The following is a 16,055-nucleotide window of genomic DNA, read 5'->3' as shown; positions in this document are numbered from 1 at the left end:
TTGTTAGGTGATCTATTTGAGCAACTGATTGATTGATCATATTGATACCTTCACTTTGCTCTTTGATAGATTCACTCATCTCATTTATTGATTGAGCTAATACATTTGTATTTGCTTCTATCTCACCTAGAGATTTTTGAGTACGTTCAGCTAGTTTTCTAACTTCATCAGCAACAACTGCAAATCCTCTGCCATGCTCTCCAGCTCTGGCTGCTTCAATTGCAGCATTAAGTGCTAGAAGATTTGTTTGATCTGCTATATCTCTAATGATAGTTATGATGTTTTTAATTTCATCACTTTGTCTTATGACATCAGCTGTCTTTTGAGAGATGGCATTCATTGAGCTAGACATTTGCTCAACTGCAGCTGCGGATTCTTGTAAGCTATTTGCTTGAGTGTTTGCTGAGCTTGCTACTTTTGATACTGATTCAGCTAGAAGTTTAGCTTTTTCTTCTAGTACTTGTGCTTGGTTTAGATTGTCATTTAGCATTTTAGATATTTCAATGCCAAGTGAGTTTATGCCACTTGCTATCTTACCATCATCATCAAGTCTTTTTGTAAAGTCTTGGTTTTTATAGGTGTTTAGTAGATCAAGTACATCTTTGCCGTTACTTGAGATTGCATTTTTAAGAGCAAGTTGTAGATCTTTAAATGTGCTTTTTAGTTGATTTAGAGCTGGGTTATTAGTATCTGCTTCTAAGCTTGCTTCATAGTTGCCATCTTTTATCTCATTTACAAAGGTGTTGGCTTTTTGGATGAAGATACTTTGATCTTTCATGCCATCTTCAATGGCCTTTGTATTTTTGTTTATTAGCTCTGCCATTTGACCAAATTCATCTTTAGATGTTATCTCTATAGGCTGGGCTTTGTTTGTCTTATGATTTAGTAGATCAAAGAAAGATAGTAGGCCTGTTTTTAGTTTGAGGATAATTTTTAGGAGGTAAGACGACATTAGAAGTGAAACTATCACAGAGATGATGATCGCTGCTAAGATAACGCCGATAGCTGAGTAAAATAGCGTATGCAAATCTTTTAAAAGCACATCCTCGTCCATCTCACCAAATAGGTACCAATCAAGGCTTGGGATATATTTTGAGCCAATTATCAAATTTCTCGTGCCGTTAAAGTGACGAATGACGCCGCCATTTTTATTCATCAAGACATCAAATTTCTCTTTGCCAAGGACGTCTTTTACATTTACTTTGCCGACCCTGTCGCTCTTTTCTATCTTTACGATGCCACTTGAATCAACCATTAGGAATTTACTGCCCTCACCCATGGTTTTTGAAGTGACTAAATTTACGATGTCATCAAGGTTCATGCCTATAGCACTGACGCCATAAAATTTGCCGTCTTTTTCAACCTTGCTATTTACATAAAGCGTTAGTGAGCCAGTAGCTTCTGATACTTGGATGTTTAGAGAATTTACCTCTTTGCCATTTTTAACGTCAAAGTACCAGCTATCACGTGGATTGTCCTTGCTAAGCTGTTTTAAAATTTTGTCATTTGTGTAGTAGTTTAGAGTTTTATCAGAGACAAACATCGCCGTTGAGAGGTTAAACGCCTTCATAAGGTCGGTGTTATAGTTAAAAAGCGTTGCTAATCCGTCCTTTGGCTCGCCCTCGTCGATCCACTTGAGAAGATAGTCGTTTTTAGTCATCTGATAAGAGGTGTTGATGATCTTGTCTATGGCATAGCCGATCTCACCTGCAACGTTAGAGACAGCTAGTGGTAGCTCATCTTTCACAACTTTTTCTGTATATAGGTTGCGAGCTATGTTGTAACTAATGAGGCTAACGCCGATTAGTAGCAGCACGATCACAGCTGTCAAAATAACAGAAATTTTAATCCTTAAAGACTTCATAAATCACTCCTTGATCAATATTTGCGTAATTATTCAACTTTTTATATAAAAGTAAAATTAATTTAAATAAATATGAAATTTTGTTTTAACAATGTCACTTTATGGGGTTATAATGACACAAATTTAAATCACTCCCTGCCATAAAGTGCTAAAAATTTCTAAGCAATTTTTCAAACTGCACACCATATTTTGTGCGATTATCATCTTTTAGCGTGATCTTGATGCTCTCAAGCACAAAATTTGCTGCCTTTTTGATAGCATTTTGCATGCTTTCGCCATTTATGAGTGAGCCAAAAAGCACTGAAGCGAATATATCTCCGGTGCCACTTGCGTGAAAGGGCAAATACTCGTGAAAATACTCCACTTTTTCTTTCGTTTTTGCATCGTAAGCTATGATGCCGCACTCGTTTTGCCTATACCTAATGCCCTTTAAAACGATCTTTTGCACGCCAAAACTAGCCAAACTCTCAAGCAGCTCCAAAATGTAATCCTCGCCATATCCCTCGCTTAAAAATGACTTTTCACACATAAAACTTGCCTCGGTTATGTTTGGCGTGATGACGTGTGCCTTTGTGCAAAGCTCTCTCATCTTTGCGACAAATTTCTCATCAAAGCCGTGATAGAGCTTGCCATTATCGCCCATGCAAGGATCCACAAGCCTTAGCAAAGAGCCGCTATCAAACTCAGCAAAGACCTTTTCTATAAGCTCAAGCTGCCTAAAACTACCTAAAAATCCAGTGTAAATTCCATCAAAGCTGATACCCTCTTTGTGCCAAACCTGCGTTATAGCGTCAAATTCGTCAGTTAGATCACGAAAAGTGAAATTTTTAAAGCCAGTGTGAGTTGAGAGCAGTGCCGTTGGCAAGATGCACGCCTCGATGCCTTTGGCGCTGATTATGGGAAGTGCGACGGTGAGCGAGCATTTGCCCACGCATGAGATATCTTGTATAGTTAAAATTCGCTTCATCTATCATCTCAATTTATAAAATTTAACGCCAGCAACGTCAGTTTGATAAACCACACCGTCTTGCAAAAGGCTGTTTAAAATTTGCTTTGAGTGCTCTGAGAAATTTTCTTCGACATTTGCCGTAGTTTGCGGACGGCGCTCTAGCATGGCTAAAATTTCACTCTTACTAAATTCATACTTTTGCTCTATCTTGTGAGCCCTAGCTATGGTGACTGGCACGCCATTTATCTTGCTTGCAAGCTCTTCAAGCCTACTAGCATCAACGCCTTTTACGTTGTAAGCTGGCGGGCGATCTATCGTACCCACATCCACTCGGTGCGGAGCTATCTCATTTATAGCCTCATTAAGCGCTATAAATTCCTCTTCTTTGTCGTTAAATCCGGCCACGACCAAAATTTCAAGTACAAGCTCACCCTTAAAGTCCTTGCGAAATTTAGCCATTGCCTCTATAAGCTCACTAACTTCTATGCCACTTTTGTTGCGGTCTATCTTTTTAAATGTGCTTTGCACAGCGCTATCAAGGCTAAATTTAACTATATCAAGCCCCTGCAAGGCTTCACAAATTTTTTGATCTCTCGCGCCTGAGCCGTTGCTTAGGATAAGAGTTTTTGCCCTACCCTTTAGCTCATTTACTTTTACTACCAGCTCTTTTAAGTGCGGATAAAGAGTTGGCTCGCCATTTGCTGTAAGCGTGATGACATCGATGTTTTGATGAACTTTTAAGGCTTCTTTTAAAGCGCTTATGATTTCATTAACGCTTGGCGGATTTTCTATCTCTTCAACCGGCTTTGCGCCCTTTAGCTCGCAATAAACACAGTCAAAATTGCATGATTTTTGCTTTGGGCTTAGATCGATGCCAAGGCTCATGCCAAAACGGCGCGAATTTATCGGTCCAAAGACTGGTGTGCTATCTTGCACTTTTTCTTTGAACCTCTTTTATAAAATATTTTGCATTTTCAACTGGCACATCTGGCAAGATCCCATGACCAAGGTTGAAAATATGCGGTGCGCCTTTCATCGTGCTTAAAATTTTATCCACGCCCTCATCGATCGCCTTTTTGCTATATAGCCTTGTTGGCTCCATATTGCCCTGAAGGACGTATCTTGGGCTAAGTTTTTCTTTTGCTAGCTCGATCGGCGTGCTCCAATCAACGCCAAAAACGTCAAATTTACCTGAAATTTTATCCAGATAGCCGCTTATACCTTTTGGAAAAACGATGATCGGGATCTCTGGAAACTCAGCCTTGACGCTATCAACTATTTTGTTTATGTAGTTAAATCCAAACTCAAAATATGCCTGCTCTTCAAGTGCAGCCGCCCAGCTGTCAAAAATTTGCACCGCATTGACACCTGCTTTTATCTGCTCTTTGACGTAAAGGATGAGCGCTTGCGTCACTTTTTCTAAAATTTGATGTAAAAATTCTGGATTTTCATAGAGCATCTTTTTGCAGACCGCATAGTTTTTGCTGCCACCACCCTCTATCATATATGTAGCTATCGTCCATGGCGCACCACAAAAGCCAATGAGCGCCTTATCTTTGGCTAAATTTTCTCTTGTAAGCTTGATCGTATCATAGACGTATGCTAAGCCTTTAACCGATCTTTCGATACTAAGCGCATCAAGTGCGGCCTCATCACGCAAAGGCTTTGTAAAAACTGGCCCCTCGCCCTTTTCAAAGCGCAGATCCATGCCCATTTCAAGAGGTACGACAAGGATATCGCTAAACAAAATCGCCGCATCAACACCTAGGATTTCAACTGGCTGAAGCGTGACCTCGCTAGCCTTTTTATAGTCTTTGCAAAGTGACAAAAAATCCCCTGCTTTAGCTCTTACAGCCATATATTCTGGCAGATATCTACCAGCTTGGCGCATCATCCAAACAGGCGTATATGTGGTCGGTTTTTTAAGGCAAGCGTCTATGAAAATCATCAAATTTCCTTTAAATTTTTAAATGGATATTATCCAAAAATAGCTAAAGAAAAGATGTAGGAGAAATTTTAAGCGTAAAAACGCTTAAAATTTTAGTGATCTCCCTTGTGAAGGAAGTAAAGTCCAAGGCAAAGCGCTAGGATAGAAGCCGCAAGATAGGCCATCTCAAGCGGAGTTGTGAAGTTTGCATGAAGCACTCTTTGGAAGAAATTTACGATTAAGACCATGACGATCACTTTGCCAAGCTTGTCTTTTAGCTCATCAAGTGAATGCACTTCAAGCACTTTGCTTTGCTTTGACTGCTTTAACTGTGTGATCTCTGAGATGAAAAGCTCGTAAATTCCGAAGCTAAATATATAAAGAACAAGCGCCATCAAGTATAGATCGATCGCTCCAACTATCTCACCAACGACCTCTGAGTGGAAATTTTCAACGTGAAAATCTGCAGCGAAGAAATATTTATAAACCTCTAAAAGCACCTTGCCGACATCATAACTTGCGATGATGAAAAGCACGATCGCACCTAAAAGTCCAAAGACTATTGGAAAAAGCGTGAAACTGTTGCTTGCAAGCAAAATTCTCTCGAATATTTTACGCAATAAAAACCCTTTTTGTGAAATTTAAAAAGGGGGTATTTTATAGTTTTTTCCTTAAAATTTAGGTGCAAAATCGCAATTAATTTTAGCGCAAACTACTCCTGCATCGTGATCCATTTTTGCGCGATCCTCACGGCATTTGTCGCAGCTCCGACGCGGATCTGATCGGCACTGCATCTTAATTACAGCTTATTTAAATTTTAGTAGCTAGTATGTAGAAATTTAGCGGCGAGATTTCATTGTAATTTTTGTTTATTTGGCTTTAAATTTAGGCTCGCCACAAGCAGGATTTTAAGTCTTTTGGGCTAGAAATTTAACCCAAAAGATAAATATCAATTAGCCAAAATGGATAAATTTAGTAGGCTAGAGATCCAGCCTGCAATGGTTACTAAAACAAGCTATTTACGCTTTCGTTGTGATAAACACGGCGTATCACTTCGCCAAAGAGTGAAGCTGTGCTTAGCACTTTTATACAAGGGAGTTCTTCTTTTAACGGGATCGTATCAGTCACCACTAGCTCGTCTAAAAAGCCAAGTTTTAGCCTATCATAGGCTGGTCCGCTAAGCACTGGGTGCGTGCAAAACGCCATTACGCTAGTTGCGCCACGCTCTTTGAAAATCTCAGCCGCTTTTACGATGGTGCCAGCGGTGTCAATCATATCATCGACCAAGATCACATCTTTGCCCTTAACATCGCCGATCACGTTCATCACTTCGCTCTCGTTTGCTTTCTCGCGGCGTTTATCAACGATGACCATATCTAATAAATTTAGATTTTTTGCCAAGGCTCTAGCACGAGCCACACCGCCTACATCTGGGCTTGCAACGACTGGATTTGGTAAATTTTTAGCTTTTACATAGTCGTTAAAAATGATGCTACCATAAAGGTTATCTACTGGGATATCGAAAAATCCTTGAATTTGTCCTGCGTGAAGGTCCATAGTAACGACCCTGTCGATGCCTGCTGTTTGCATCATATTTGCCACAAGTTTTGCAGTGATAGGAACTCTAGGAGCTGCTTTTCTGTCTTGTCTAGCATAGCCAAAATACGGCACGATCGCTGTTATAGAGCTTGCACTGCTGCGCTTTAAAGCGTCAGTTAAGATAAGAAGCTCCATTAAATTTATATTTGCTGGGGCACATGTTGGCTGGATGACAAAAACATCTTTCCCACGCACGCTTTCGCCGATCTGCACGCTGATCTCACCATCGCTAAATCTTTTAATGCTAGCTTCACTCAGTGGAAGCGACAAATATTGCGAAATTTTCTTCGAAAGCTCGATGTTTGCGGTGCCTGAGAAAATTTTATAGCCTCTCATAATAGTAACCTTTTTTAGTGATTTTTATGTTGTGATTTTATCAAAATGAGCTTTAAATTTAAATTTATCTACCAACTATTTTTAGTCAAATTTTCTACTCCAAAAGCCAAAATTTACACCAAATTTTTAAACCATTTTACATTTGTAAATTTATGAGGACTAAGATAACAAACATGTTTAAGATATGTAGAATTTACGACTTTATTAAAAGCGACGACGAGAAATTTAAAGGTGTCTTTATCGATAGACTTTATCCTAGGGGCGTGAAAAAAGAGATATTTTCTAGCTTTATCTGGCTAAAATCAGTCACTCCATCAAACGAGCTAAGGTCATGGTTTCATGAAGATAAAGAGGCTAGGTTTGATGAGTTTTGCAAAAGATTTAGACAAGAGCTAAATGGCAAAGAGGAGCAAGAGGGGCTAAAAGAGCTTAAAAAGCTAGAAAAAGAGTATAAAAACGTGGCGCTTCTGACCGCTGTCAAAGAGCCAGAATTTAGCCACGTTAAGGTGATAAAAGAGGCGCTTAGTTCTTTATAAAGCCACTTGCGATGACGCGATCACCCTCATACATCACGCAAAGCTGACCTTGAGCCACGCCAAGTGCGTTTTGATTTAGCGTTAGTTTTGCGGTTTTGCTAGCTTTATCAACCTCAGCAAAAGCCTCAAGTTTAGGGCTTCTATATCTTATCTTGGTTTCGCACTCAAATTTATCTTCATCTATAAATAAATTTACATTTTCAAGCTCGACCACCTTTTGAGCAAGGTCGTCCTTCGTGCCGACAACGATCTCGTTTTTTTCGGCATTTATCTTGATGACAAAGTGTGGCTCGTGAGCGCCAAAAACCTCAAAGCCACGGCGTTTGCCGATAGTATAGTGCATGTAGCCTTGGTGGCGGCCGATAATATTGCCGTCTTTACCCACCACATTGCCTGGTAAATTTGTGTTGTAGTGCTTGTTTAAAACCTCGATGTAGGTATTTTCCACAAAGCAAATTTCACTGCTTTCTGCCTGCGTAGCGAACTCTTCAAGCACTTTTACGCCTCTTGCTAGCTCTTTTATATCTTTTTTAAATTTATCTCCAAGCGGGAAAATGATATCTTTTAGCACCTCTTTTGGCACCTGAGCTAAAAAGTAGCTTTGATCTTTGCTAGGGTCTTTTGCGCAGGTTATAAAACCATCAACCACCTGCACGTAATGCCCAGTAGCAAGCTTCTCGCAGCCATTTGCCTTTGCAAAGTCAAGCAATGCACCAAGCTTTATAAATTTATTACACAAGGCGCAAGGATTGGGCGTCTTACCCTCTTTGTAGAGCCTGACAAATGGGTCATAGACATATTCGTTAAATTTATCCTGCAGATCGAGTATATGCACCTTGATGCCAAGATACTCGCCCACTTTTTTGACTTTTCTGATGTTTTCTTCGTGATATCCTGGCTTTTGATGAAGCATCATGTAGCAGCCTTGCACCTCATGTCCAGCCTCTTGCAGAAATTTAGCCGTCATCGTGCTATCTACACCGCCGCTCATTGCAACCATTATTTTCATATTTTTACCTTTTTTAAATTTAAAGGCGATATTTTATATCTTATTTTTAAATAGCCAAAATTTCGCTTACGATAAGCTCCAGATCATCGGTGATTTTATATAAGCTTAAATCTTCTTCATTTATCGTTTTTTGAGGGATCAGCGTCTTTCGTATAAACTCATCAAGCCCTTGCCAAAACTCGCATCCGTAAAGAAAAATTTTCACTTTTTTGCTACCAACATGAGCAAGCACTAAAATTTCAAATAGCTCATCAAGCGTGCCAAAGCCGCCAGGAAAGACGACAAATGCGATAGAGCTGTCAGTTAGGGCAAATTTTCTTGGGCTTAAATTTGAAAAGAGATATTTTGCGGTGACGTATGGATTTGTATTTTGCTCAAACGGAAGCCTCACGTTTAGTGCAACACTAGGGGACTTTGCGCTGTCAAATGCACCCTTATTTGCCGCTCTCATTATGCCATCTCCTCCGCCAGTTAAGATGGCAAAACCTAGCTCATTTAGCTTGTAAGCTAGCTCGTATGCCTTTTTGCAGTAGAAATTTTCTTCATCAAATCTAGCCGAGCCAAAGAAGGTTACATTTTTGTTTTTATACTTTAAAACGCTTGGAAATTTTAAGAGATCATTTACTAATTCATTCATTATTTTAACTGCTGAAGCCTCTCGCGTTTTGAGCCTATCTGTGTGATCTGGATGCCAAAGTTTCCGTCTATTATGACAACTTCGCCAAGAGCTATCACCTTATCTCCTATCAAAATTTCAAGCGGGTCGTTTGCTAGCTGATTTAGCTCGATGACTGAGCCTATATCCATAGTGAGCACATCTTTTAAGAGCATCCTTTTTGAGCCGATACGAACACGCATTGGTAGCCTTACGTCCATGATAAGGCCGATATTTCTCATCTCTTCTGCGCTAAATTCGCCCTTTAGTGCATGAGGAGCGGCTGCAGCTTTTGCAGCATCTACTGGCTCACTTTTAGCAGGCTCGAAAAATCTCATAAGCGTATGATCGCAGACAAAAGCCACATGCTCATTTAGATCCTCGATCTTTATGTTAAACAAAAAAAGCTTTTCAAAAACGCTAAAATCAAGCGATGAGTTTTCATCTAAGAAATTTACATTTATCACCTCAAAGCTGATCTTTGGCATGCCTTTTTGTGCTCCAAGAGAGGTGCTAAATGCGCTAAAAAGGTTTGAAAATATCTCTTTTGCAGCGTCAAGCTCGTCGCTACCGAGGTTTTCATTCTTTGAAATTTCCTCTTCGCCCATCATCCACTCGCTAACTGCACTTATGAGCACCGGCGTGCAGGCGATCTCAGCTTTTGCATTGATGTCGCCACTTAATGTCACGCTAGCCATGACAACTGGCGGTTTTATGCCATTTTGCGCTGGCGCGTCAAATTCGTTTCTCTCGCCGATCTCTGGCGCTCTGCCAGTTAGCCCTTCGATGGTCGCTTTTAGTTCATTTGAAAAGATGTTAAAAAATTCATTCGTCATTATCTTCGCTCTCTTCTTCATTGTTGTGTTCGTTGGCCTCGTCGTATGCCATTAGTTTTGCTTTTCGCTCTTCTTCGTATTTTTCTAGGATGTGTTTGATCTCGTCTTTGTCAGAGCGGATTAGCTGCTCGATCTTGATAGACTTTCTAAATCTATGAAGCCCAACTTCAGCCAAAAATACCTCTTTTTTGTCGATGCAAACGATCGCCTTATCATCAGCGCCTCTATCAAGCCTTAAGATATCGCCCTCTTTTAAATTTAAAAACTCATTTACGCTAACGATTGATTTACCAAGTATCGCCTCATAAAGCACCTCGGCACGACCTATTAGAGTTTTTAGCTCTTTGTTTCTACTCTTTTTAGCGCTAGTTTCGCCAAGCATGATGTCTCTGTTTGCAAGGCGCGAAAGGATCGGCTCTAGGTAGATGACTGGATAGCATAAATTTATCATGCCGCTTGAGCCACCAACGATGATCTCCATGACGACCATGATGACGATCTCGTTTTGAGATACGATCTGAACGACGTTTGGACTACTCTCTTTTGCCTCGACGTTTGGATACATATCAGTTATCATCGACCAGCTCTCTTTTAGGCGCTGCATGATCATCCTAAGCACCGCATCGAGTAAATTTACCTCGATGTCAGTTAGCTCTCTGTTTGCCTCGAAATTTTCGCCAGTTCCGCCAAGCAAGCGGTCTATCATAGGAAATGCTATGCTTGGGTTTATCTCTAAGATGCAGTTTCCATCAAGTGGCTTGATAGAAAAGACGTTAAAGCTAGTTGGGCTTGGCAAACTCATCAAAAACTCGCCGTATGTCATCTGATCTACGCTGTGAAGCCTAAGCTCGACGATACTTCTCATGACACTTGAAATTTGACTAGCTAAATTTCTAGCAAGCTTGTCGTGGATACCTTTTATCGCACGGAGCTGCTCTTTACTGACGCGGTTTGGACGCTTGAAGTCATAGATAATGATCTGCTTTTGCTCGCCTTGTGGGCTCTCTTCTATCTCGATATTGCTCGTATCGCCGTCTTCATCGACGACTTCAAGTAGCGCGTCTATCTCTTCTTGACTTAAAATATCAGCCATTAAACCCCCAAGCTGCGTCTGATGCGATCAAGCAAACGTTTATGAATTTGCGAAATTCTACTCTCGCTGATGTTCATTATCTCGCTGATCTCTTTTAAATTTAGCTCTTCGTAGTAGTAAAGCTGAACGATCATCTGATCACGCTCATCAAAGTCTTTTAGCGCACTTTCGATCTTTAAGATAAGATCCTCTTTTTCTACGCTTTTTTCAACATCGCTTTGACCGATTAGCTCCATTTGCTCGTCTATTGGCAAAATGGTGATGATGCCACTAACACCCCTTGCCTCTCTTATCTTTTCGATATCTTCATTTAGCTTTTCGGCCAGATACTCGTCGCTTGGCTCTTCTTCGTGTGTGTTAAAGTAGTTATCTATCTCGGTATTTATGCTCTTTACTAGCTTTCTATCGCTTCTACTAACGACATCAAGCGCTCTTAGGTAGTCAAGCATCGAGCCATAAATTCTCTTTTTGCCATATCCCCAAAATGAGTCGTTTTGCTCTTTATCATACTTCCTGCTAAGCTTTATCATCTCTTCAACGCCAACGCTTATAAGGTCGTTTACGTCGATACTTGAAGGCAAGCGCTCCTTTAGCCTAAACGCCATCGCGCGCAGAGCTGGCATATATTTTAAGACGATCTCGTCTTGCTCTTTTTTAATGGTGCTTTTATAAGCGTTAAGCTGCTTTTGCTTTAGTTCGTACATTTTGCTTACCAGAGTCTAAATTTTCGGTGGTTACTTTTAGCATGATATTTTCCATCCGTTTTTCCCTAACGTTTAGCTCAGAGATGAGATAGTCTGCGATCTCCTCATGTCTTTGCTTGTCAAAAAATTTCTTCAAAGTCCTTTTTACATCGACATAGTTCATTATCACTATGTGAATTATAAGGTAGAAAAATAAGGTAATAACTAGCGTATAAACGAGCATTTCGATAGGCTCGCTTACCTTTAGCAAGGTAAAAACTATGCCTATGAAAAATCCACAAACCGTAAAAAATGCTATAAAATTTTCTGCACGCAAAGCTCAATCTCCATTAAAATTGTTCTATCAAACGCTTAAAGAAGCCCCCGAAGCTCCTGCTTTGCTCATCCTTAAGCACTTTTCGTTCCAACCTATAAAGCAAATTCGAAGCTATCTGCTTAATCTGCACGCTAGCAGAGCCGTAAGCTTCGTCATCTGTAAAGAGCGTCCTTTGCTTTATGCTCCTTGCCACGCTCTTATCAGAAGCCACGTAGCCAATTAGCTCTAAATTTAAATTTGGTCCGATATTTGCATTTGCCACTCGCTTTACATTTTCATAAATTCTAGTGGCCTCAGCCTCGTTTTTTACCATATTTAAAAGTAAAAGCTCGTTATTTTTAAACCTTGAAACGATCTTTATGACCGCGTATGCATCGGTTATCGCCGCAGGGTCAGGCACGGTTACCACGACAACCTCGTCAGCTGCCTCTAAAAAGAGCTGCGTACTGCCACCTATGCCAGCACCGGTATCAATGATCAAAAAGTCAAGCTGATCAAGCTCGCTCGCCTCATCTAAAAATCTCTCAAATAAAAATTGATTATTAAATTTCAAAATTTCATCGCCGCTCTCACCAGGGATGAGGATGAGATTTTTATTTATAGGTATCAAGATATCTTTTAAGCTGCACTCGCCCTTTAGCACGTGAAGTAAGTTTTTGCCCATTTTAACGTTTAAGATAACATCAAGGTTTGCAAGGCCGATATCAGCGTCAAAAAGCCCTACTTTATAGCCATTTTGCGACAAGACATTTGCTAAATTTGCACTTATCGTGCTCTTGCCAACGCCGCCTTTGCCGCTTGTAATCGCTATAAAATGCGTATTTTTAGCCTTATTTTGAGACTGGACTAAATTTTGTAGTTTTTGCGCTTGGTTATTCATCGCTAGCCTTTTGCTTTGTAAAGCCGTCAAACACGCACTCTACTAAAAATTCGCTCCTTGCCTCCACAAGATCATCAGGCACCTCTTGACCCACGCTAAAGTAGCTAACTGGCGTATTTGTCTCATATATCAGTGAAAAGACGTTGCCAAAAATTTTGGTCTCGTCAAATTTGGTGATTATCAGCGTATCGATCTCTAAAAATGAAAATCCATTATAAATTTCTATCAGATCCTCGACCTTTGAGCCAGCCGAAAGGACTAAATTTACATCGATCTTTGCACCACTATGCTTTAGAAATTTATCAAGTCTTTCAAGCTTTTCTTTGTCATACTGCGAATTTCCAGTGGTGTCGATTAAGATCACGTCGCAGTAGCTAAGCTGCTTTATGGCGTTTTGAAAGTCCTCGACCTCTATGACATCAAGGATCGGCAACTTCATCATCTTAGCGTATTGAAATAGCTGCTCGACCGCTCCGATACGGTACGTATCAAGCGTGATGATGCCCGTTTTATAGCGCTTTTCGTTACCGTATGCAAAACGAGCCGCAAGCTTTGCAAGAGTTGTCGTCTTGCCAACTCCAGTTGGACCAACTAGCATCATTATGCGCTGTTTTTTATCACTTATCTCTTTTCTGCAAGGCAGCATATTTCGCAAAAGCGAGTAAAAATATCTTTTTACCGCGGTTGGGTTGCTTTTCATCGAAACTGGCAAATTTTCAAGCGTCGTTTGCATGATCGCTTCTAAATGCTCCTCTTTCATGCCACTTTGTTTTGCGAGCTTGTAGATAGTAGCAAACTCTGGCGGGATCGAGAGATTGTTGCGATTTGGGGCTTTTTCGTCCCAGATCATGTCAGTTATCAGCCCTATTTTCTCGCTTAGCACGCTTACTTGCTTTGCCACGTCGTCTATTTTTTTATTCATGCCATTTGTATTTGGCTCTTTTATCTCGTTCATATCGACATTTGCGATCGCGCTTATCTCTTTTGCGACGTCTGAGATATTTAAAAGCACGCTCTCATTTGGATCGTAAGGCTCAGGCGACGTCGTCTTTGCTTCAAATTTAGCAGGCTCCTCTTTTATCTCAAATTTTGGCTTTGGTGGCTCGTAGTTTTTGCTAAATTTAGAGTAGGCATTTTCATAGTTTATTGCTTTTACATTTGGCTTTGGTGGCTGTTTTACCTCGTCCTCTTCGACGCTTACTAAAATTTCATAAAGCGGCTTTTTGTTTATCGTTTTGGCTTGAATTTGCTTTGTGGTAACGAGTATGGCCTTCTCGCCGCACGTTTCTTGAGCCTTTTTCAAAGCTTCGATAGTGCTCTCGCCTGTAAAAGTATGAAATTTTGTAGCCATTTATATCCTTTAACCTCTCATAAGCCCTAGTGGCACGATCACGCTAAGCCTCTTACTAGCCCCTGGGTGCGGGACGATAAGGCGTGGCGTCTTATAGACTTTTTTACTAAAATACAAAATATCCAGATCAAGCGTGCGTGGCGCATTTTTAAACGTCCTTACGCGCTTAAATTTACTCTCATAATGCCCCAAAATTTTTAGCAAATTTCTAGGGCTCATAGATGTTTGTAAATTTATAACAGCGTTACTAAAATCATCCTGCGCTTCGTAGCCAAACGCCGCATTTATAAGGATCGGCGAGACTTCAACCACGTGAAAACGCCTATCTTCACTAATCGCTCTTATAAATTTATCAAACCTCTTTGCGCTATCGCCGATGTTGCCACCCATGCCAACTAGCGCCTCATACTTAAACTCATCTCTTTTTTGAAAAAAACTAGGGCAAAAACGGCTTTTTACGATCTTTCTTGCTCCAGCTAGCCTCATAAAATTTCGCACCCACCTTCTCTTGCGACCACCACGTCCTCGATGCGCACGCCAAATTCATTTTCTAGATAAATTCCAGGCTCCACACTAAAGACCATGCCCTCTTTTATGAGCGTTTCGCTCCTTGCTGAGATGACTGGAAGCTCGTGTATATCGACACCCACGCCGTGTCCTGTCGAATGAAAAAAGGCCTTTTCATATCCAGCCTTTGCTATCACGCTTCTTGCTGCAAGGTCTATATCGCACGCCCTGACGCCAGCTCTTGCGACCTTTATCGCAGCAGCCTGAGCCTCTTTTACGATCTCGTAAATTTCTTGCATCTTAGCGTTTTTAAATTTTTGCTCCTTTGAAAAGTTAAAATTTTCATCAAAGCAAGCAGTTCTGGTGCGATCAGAACAGTAGCGCTTAAATTTAACCCCAGCGTCAAGTAGCAGCAAATCGCCCTTTTTTAAAATTTTATCCCCAGGCAGCGCATGCGCCTTTGCGGCATTTTCGTTTATAGCTACGATCGGATCGAAGCTAAGACCTAGCTCGTTTTTTTGCCTAAAGATGAGCGAGGCGTTAAAGTGAAGCTCTTTTTCGCTCATCCCTTCGCCATTTTCACGCACAAATTTAGCAAATTCATCAAAGCATTTCGCTCCAAATTCGCTAGCCTTTTTTAAAATTTTTATCTCATCTTCGCTCTTGCAAATTCTCTTTAGTCTAGAGAAATTTGCCTTTGGCTTGAAATTTATCTTAAAGCCCTTGCTAAGCGCGTTATACTCGCTTAGACTTAGCTCATCAGGGTTAAAAACGAGGCTACTTGGCTTCATCTTTCTTAAAAATGCCCTAACCTCGTTTATTAAATTTCTCTGCGCTAAAAGAACGACCACGCCTGCATTTACGCAGCTTTTTGCCTCGAAATAATACCTCGCGTCTGTAAAAAAGTATTTCACACCATCAACGCATAGCAAAAACTCATTGTCGCAGCTGTAGCCGCACTCATAAAATACGGCGTTTTCGTCCTTTAAGATGAAATTCATTGTGCTTTTTGATTTGCTCTTACAGCTTTGATTTGCTCAAAAATTTGAAGCATGCCTATCATCGCTAAGTGATAGCCAACTGGTCCAAAGCCCACGATCTGGCCTGCTGCAACTGGTGCGATGAGGCTTTTGTGGCGGAATTCTTCTCTTCTATAAACGTTGCTGATATGCACCTCGATAACTGGCAGCGCAACCGCACTTAGCGCATCGCGGATAGCGATAGAGGTGTGAGTGTAAGCAGCTGGATTTATGATGATGCCGTCAGCATCGCCCAAGCACTCTTGGATCTTATCGACTAGCTCGCCCTCAAGGTTGCTTTGAAAAAACTCGATCTCAACGTCATTTTGATCGGCAACGATCTTCATTTGAGAGTGGATATCCTCCATCTTCATAACGCCGTAAATTCCTGGCTCTCTAGCGCCAAGCATATTGATATTTGGGCCTTGGATAACCATTATTTTTAGCTTCTTATCCATGTCACTCCTTTTTGAT

The 16,055-nt window shown here is 40.8% G+C and carries 17 protein-coding genes and 3 pseudogenes; 1 reads left to right on the top strand and 19 read right to left on the bottom strand.

From position 1 onward, the window contains the following. The 8 genes and pseudogenes from CVS86_RS10315 to CVS86_RS09410 all read right to left on the bottom strand — a co-directional run. Positions 1–406: pseudogene (locus CVS86_RS10315) on the bottom strand (methyl-accepting chemotaxis protein); the annotation flags it as partial. Between the two features lie 711 nt (positions 407–1,117). Continuing rightward, positions 1,118–1,864: pseudogene (locus CVS86_RS10310) on the bottom strand (cache domain-containing protein); the annotation flags it as partial. 148 nt (positions 1,865–2,012) lie between these two features. Then, positions 2,013–2,831 carry a pyridoxamine kinase gene (locus tag CVS86_RS09430; protein WP_107791718.1) on the bottom strand — a complete coding sequence of 273 codons (819 nt, stop codon included), beginning with the start codon at positions 2,829–2,831 and terminating at the stop codon, positions 2,013–2,015. Between the two features lie 3 nt (positions 2,832–2,834). Next, positions 2,835–3,749: a radical SAM protein gene (locus CVS86_RS09425; protein ID WP_107791717.1), complete on the bottom strand. Its 915-nt coding sequence runs from the start codon at positions 3,747–3,749 to the stop codon at positions 2,835–2,837. Next, complete coding sequence (gene hemE, locus CVS86_RS09420) at positions 3,739–4,761, bottom strand: uroporphyrinogen decarboxylase (RefSeq protein WP_107791716.1); 1,023 nt, start codon at positions 4,759–4,761, stop codon at positions 3,739–3,741. Before hemE ends, CVS86_RS09425 begins: the two co-directional genes overlap by 11 nt. 92 nt (positions 4,762–4,853) lie before the next feature. Then, positions 4,854–5,360 (bottom strand): YqhA family protein, encoded by a 507-nt coding sequence (locus CVS86_RS09415; RefSeq protein ID WP_002939835.1) that lies wholly within the window; start codon positions 5,358–5,360, stop codon positions 4,854–4,856. 92 nt (positions 5,361–5,452) lie between these two features. Next, a pseudogene (locus tag CVS86_RS10080) lies at positions 5,453–5,539 on the bottom strand (hypothetical protein); the annotation flags it as partial. Positions 5,540–5,745: 206 nt separating this feature from the next. Then, positions 5,746–6,675: a ribose-phosphate pyrophosphokinase gene (locus CVS86_RS09410; RefSeq protein ID WP_004317514.1), complete on the bottom strand. Its 930-nt coding sequence runs from the start codon at positions 6,673–6,675 to the stop codon at positions 5,746–5,748. Between the two features lie 173 nt (positions 6,676–6,848). On the opposite strand from CVS86_RS09410, the gene CVS86_RS09405 reads away from it, so the two are divergent. After that, a complete protein-coding gene (locus tag CVS86_RS09405) occupies positions 6,849–7,211 on the top strand; it encodes a DUF488 domain-containing protein (protein ID WP_004317578.1) in 363 nt (120 codons plus the stop codon). Here CVS86_RS09405 and mnmA read toward each other — a convergent pair. From mnmA to aroQ, 11 genes are read right to left on the bottom strand one after another with little or no spacing between them, the layout of a single operon-like run. After that, entirely contained in the window at positions 7,198–8,250 is a 1,053-nt protein-coding gene (gene mnmA / locus CVS86_RS09400; RefSeq protein WP_265094627.1) for a tRNA 2-thiouridine(34) synthase MnmA, read from the bottom strand. The genes CVS86_RS09405 and mnmA overlap by 14 nt on opposite strands. A 16-nt stretch (positions 8,251–8,266) precedes the next feature. Beyond that, on the bottom strand, positions 8,267–8,857 hold the full coding sequence (locus tag CVS86_RS09395; protein ID WP_021090074.1) for a TIGR00730 family Rossman fold protein: 591 nt from the start codon (positions 8,855–8,857) through the stop codon (positions 8,267–8,269). Further along, positions 8,857–9,711, bottom strand: coding sequence for a flagellar motor switch protein FliY (fliY, locus tag CVS86_RS09390; RefSeq protein ID WP_103630624.1), 855 nt, complete (start codon positions 9,709–9,711; stop codon positions 8,857–8,859). The genes CVS86_RS09395 and fliY overlap by 1 nt, the downstream gene beginning before the upstream one ends. Continuing rightward, positions 9,701–10,804, bottom strand: a complete 1,104-nt coding sequence (fliM, locus tag CVS86_RS09385) for a flagellar motor switch protein FliM (RefSeq protein ID WP_012140115.1) — start codon at positions 10,802–10,804, stop codon at positions 9,701–9,703. Before fliM ends, fliY begins: the two co-directional genes overlap by 11 nt. Continuing rightward, positions 10,804–11,508 (bottom strand): RNA polymerase sigma factor FliA, encoded by a 705-nt coding sequence (locus CVS86_RS09380; RefSeq protein ID WP_004317527.1) that lies wholly within the window; start codon positions 11,506–11,508, stop codon positions 10,804–10,806. Before CVS86_RS09380 ends, fliM begins: the two co-directional genes overlap by 1 nt. After that, positions 11,480–11,824 carry a hypothetical protein gene (locus CVS86_RS09375; protein WP_012140116.1) on the bottom strand — a complete coding sequence of 115 codons (345 nt, stop codon included), beginning with the start codon at positions 11,822–11,824 and terminating at the stop codon, positions 11,480–11,482. Before CVS86_RS09375 ends, CVS86_RS09380 begins: the two co-directional genes overlap by 29 nt. Before the next feature lie 13 nt (positions 11,825–11,837). Continuing rightward, positions 11,838–12,704, bottom strand: coding sequence for a P-loop NTPase (locus CVS86_RS09370; RefSeq protein ID WP_004317632.1), 867 nt, complete (start codon positions 12,702–12,704; stop codon positions 11,838–11,840). Next, positions 12,697–14,055 carry a flagellar biosynthesis protein FlhF gene (gene flhF / locus CVS86_RS09365; protein ID WP_107791714.1) on the bottom strand — a complete coding sequence of 453 codons (1,359 nt, stop codon included), beginning with the start codon at positions 14,053–14,055 and terminating at the stop codon, positions 12,697–12,699. Before flhF ends, CVS86_RS09370 begins: the two co-directional genes overlap by 8 nt. Before the next feature lie 9 nt (positions 14,056–14,064). Then, positions 14,065–14,541: a 2-amino-4-hydroxy-6-hydroxymethyldihydropteridine diphosphokinase gene (gene folK / locus CVS86_RS09360; RefSeq protein ID WP_004317550.1), complete on the bottom strand. Its 477-nt coding sequence runs from the start codon at positions 14,539–14,541 to the stop codon at positions 14,065–14,067. Continuing rightward, complete coding sequence (locus CVS86_RS09355; protein ID WP_107791713.1) at positions 14,538–15,563, bottom strand: M24 family metallopeptidase; 1,026 nt, start codon at positions 15,561–15,563, stop codon at positions 14,538–14,540. Before CVS86_RS09355 ends, folK begins: the two co-directional genes overlap by 4 nt. Then, positions 15,560–16,039: a type II 3-dehydroquinate dehydratase gene (gene aroQ, locus CVS86_RS09350; protein WP_004317604.1), complete on the bottom strand. Its 480-nt coding sequence runs from the start codon at positions 16,037–16,039 to the stop codon at positions 15,560–15,562. The genes CVS86_RS09355 and aroQ overlap by 4 nt, the downstream gene beginning before the upstream one ends. Positions 16,040–16,055: the final 16 nt, after the last annotated feature.

Source organism: Campylobacter concisus (assembly GCF_003048605.1).
GTDB lineage: Bacteria > Campylobacterota > Campylobacteria > Campylobacterales > Campylobacteraceae > Campylobacter_A > Campylobacter_A concisus_BM.
This window is presented reverse-complemented; position numbering and strand designations above follow the sequence as displayed.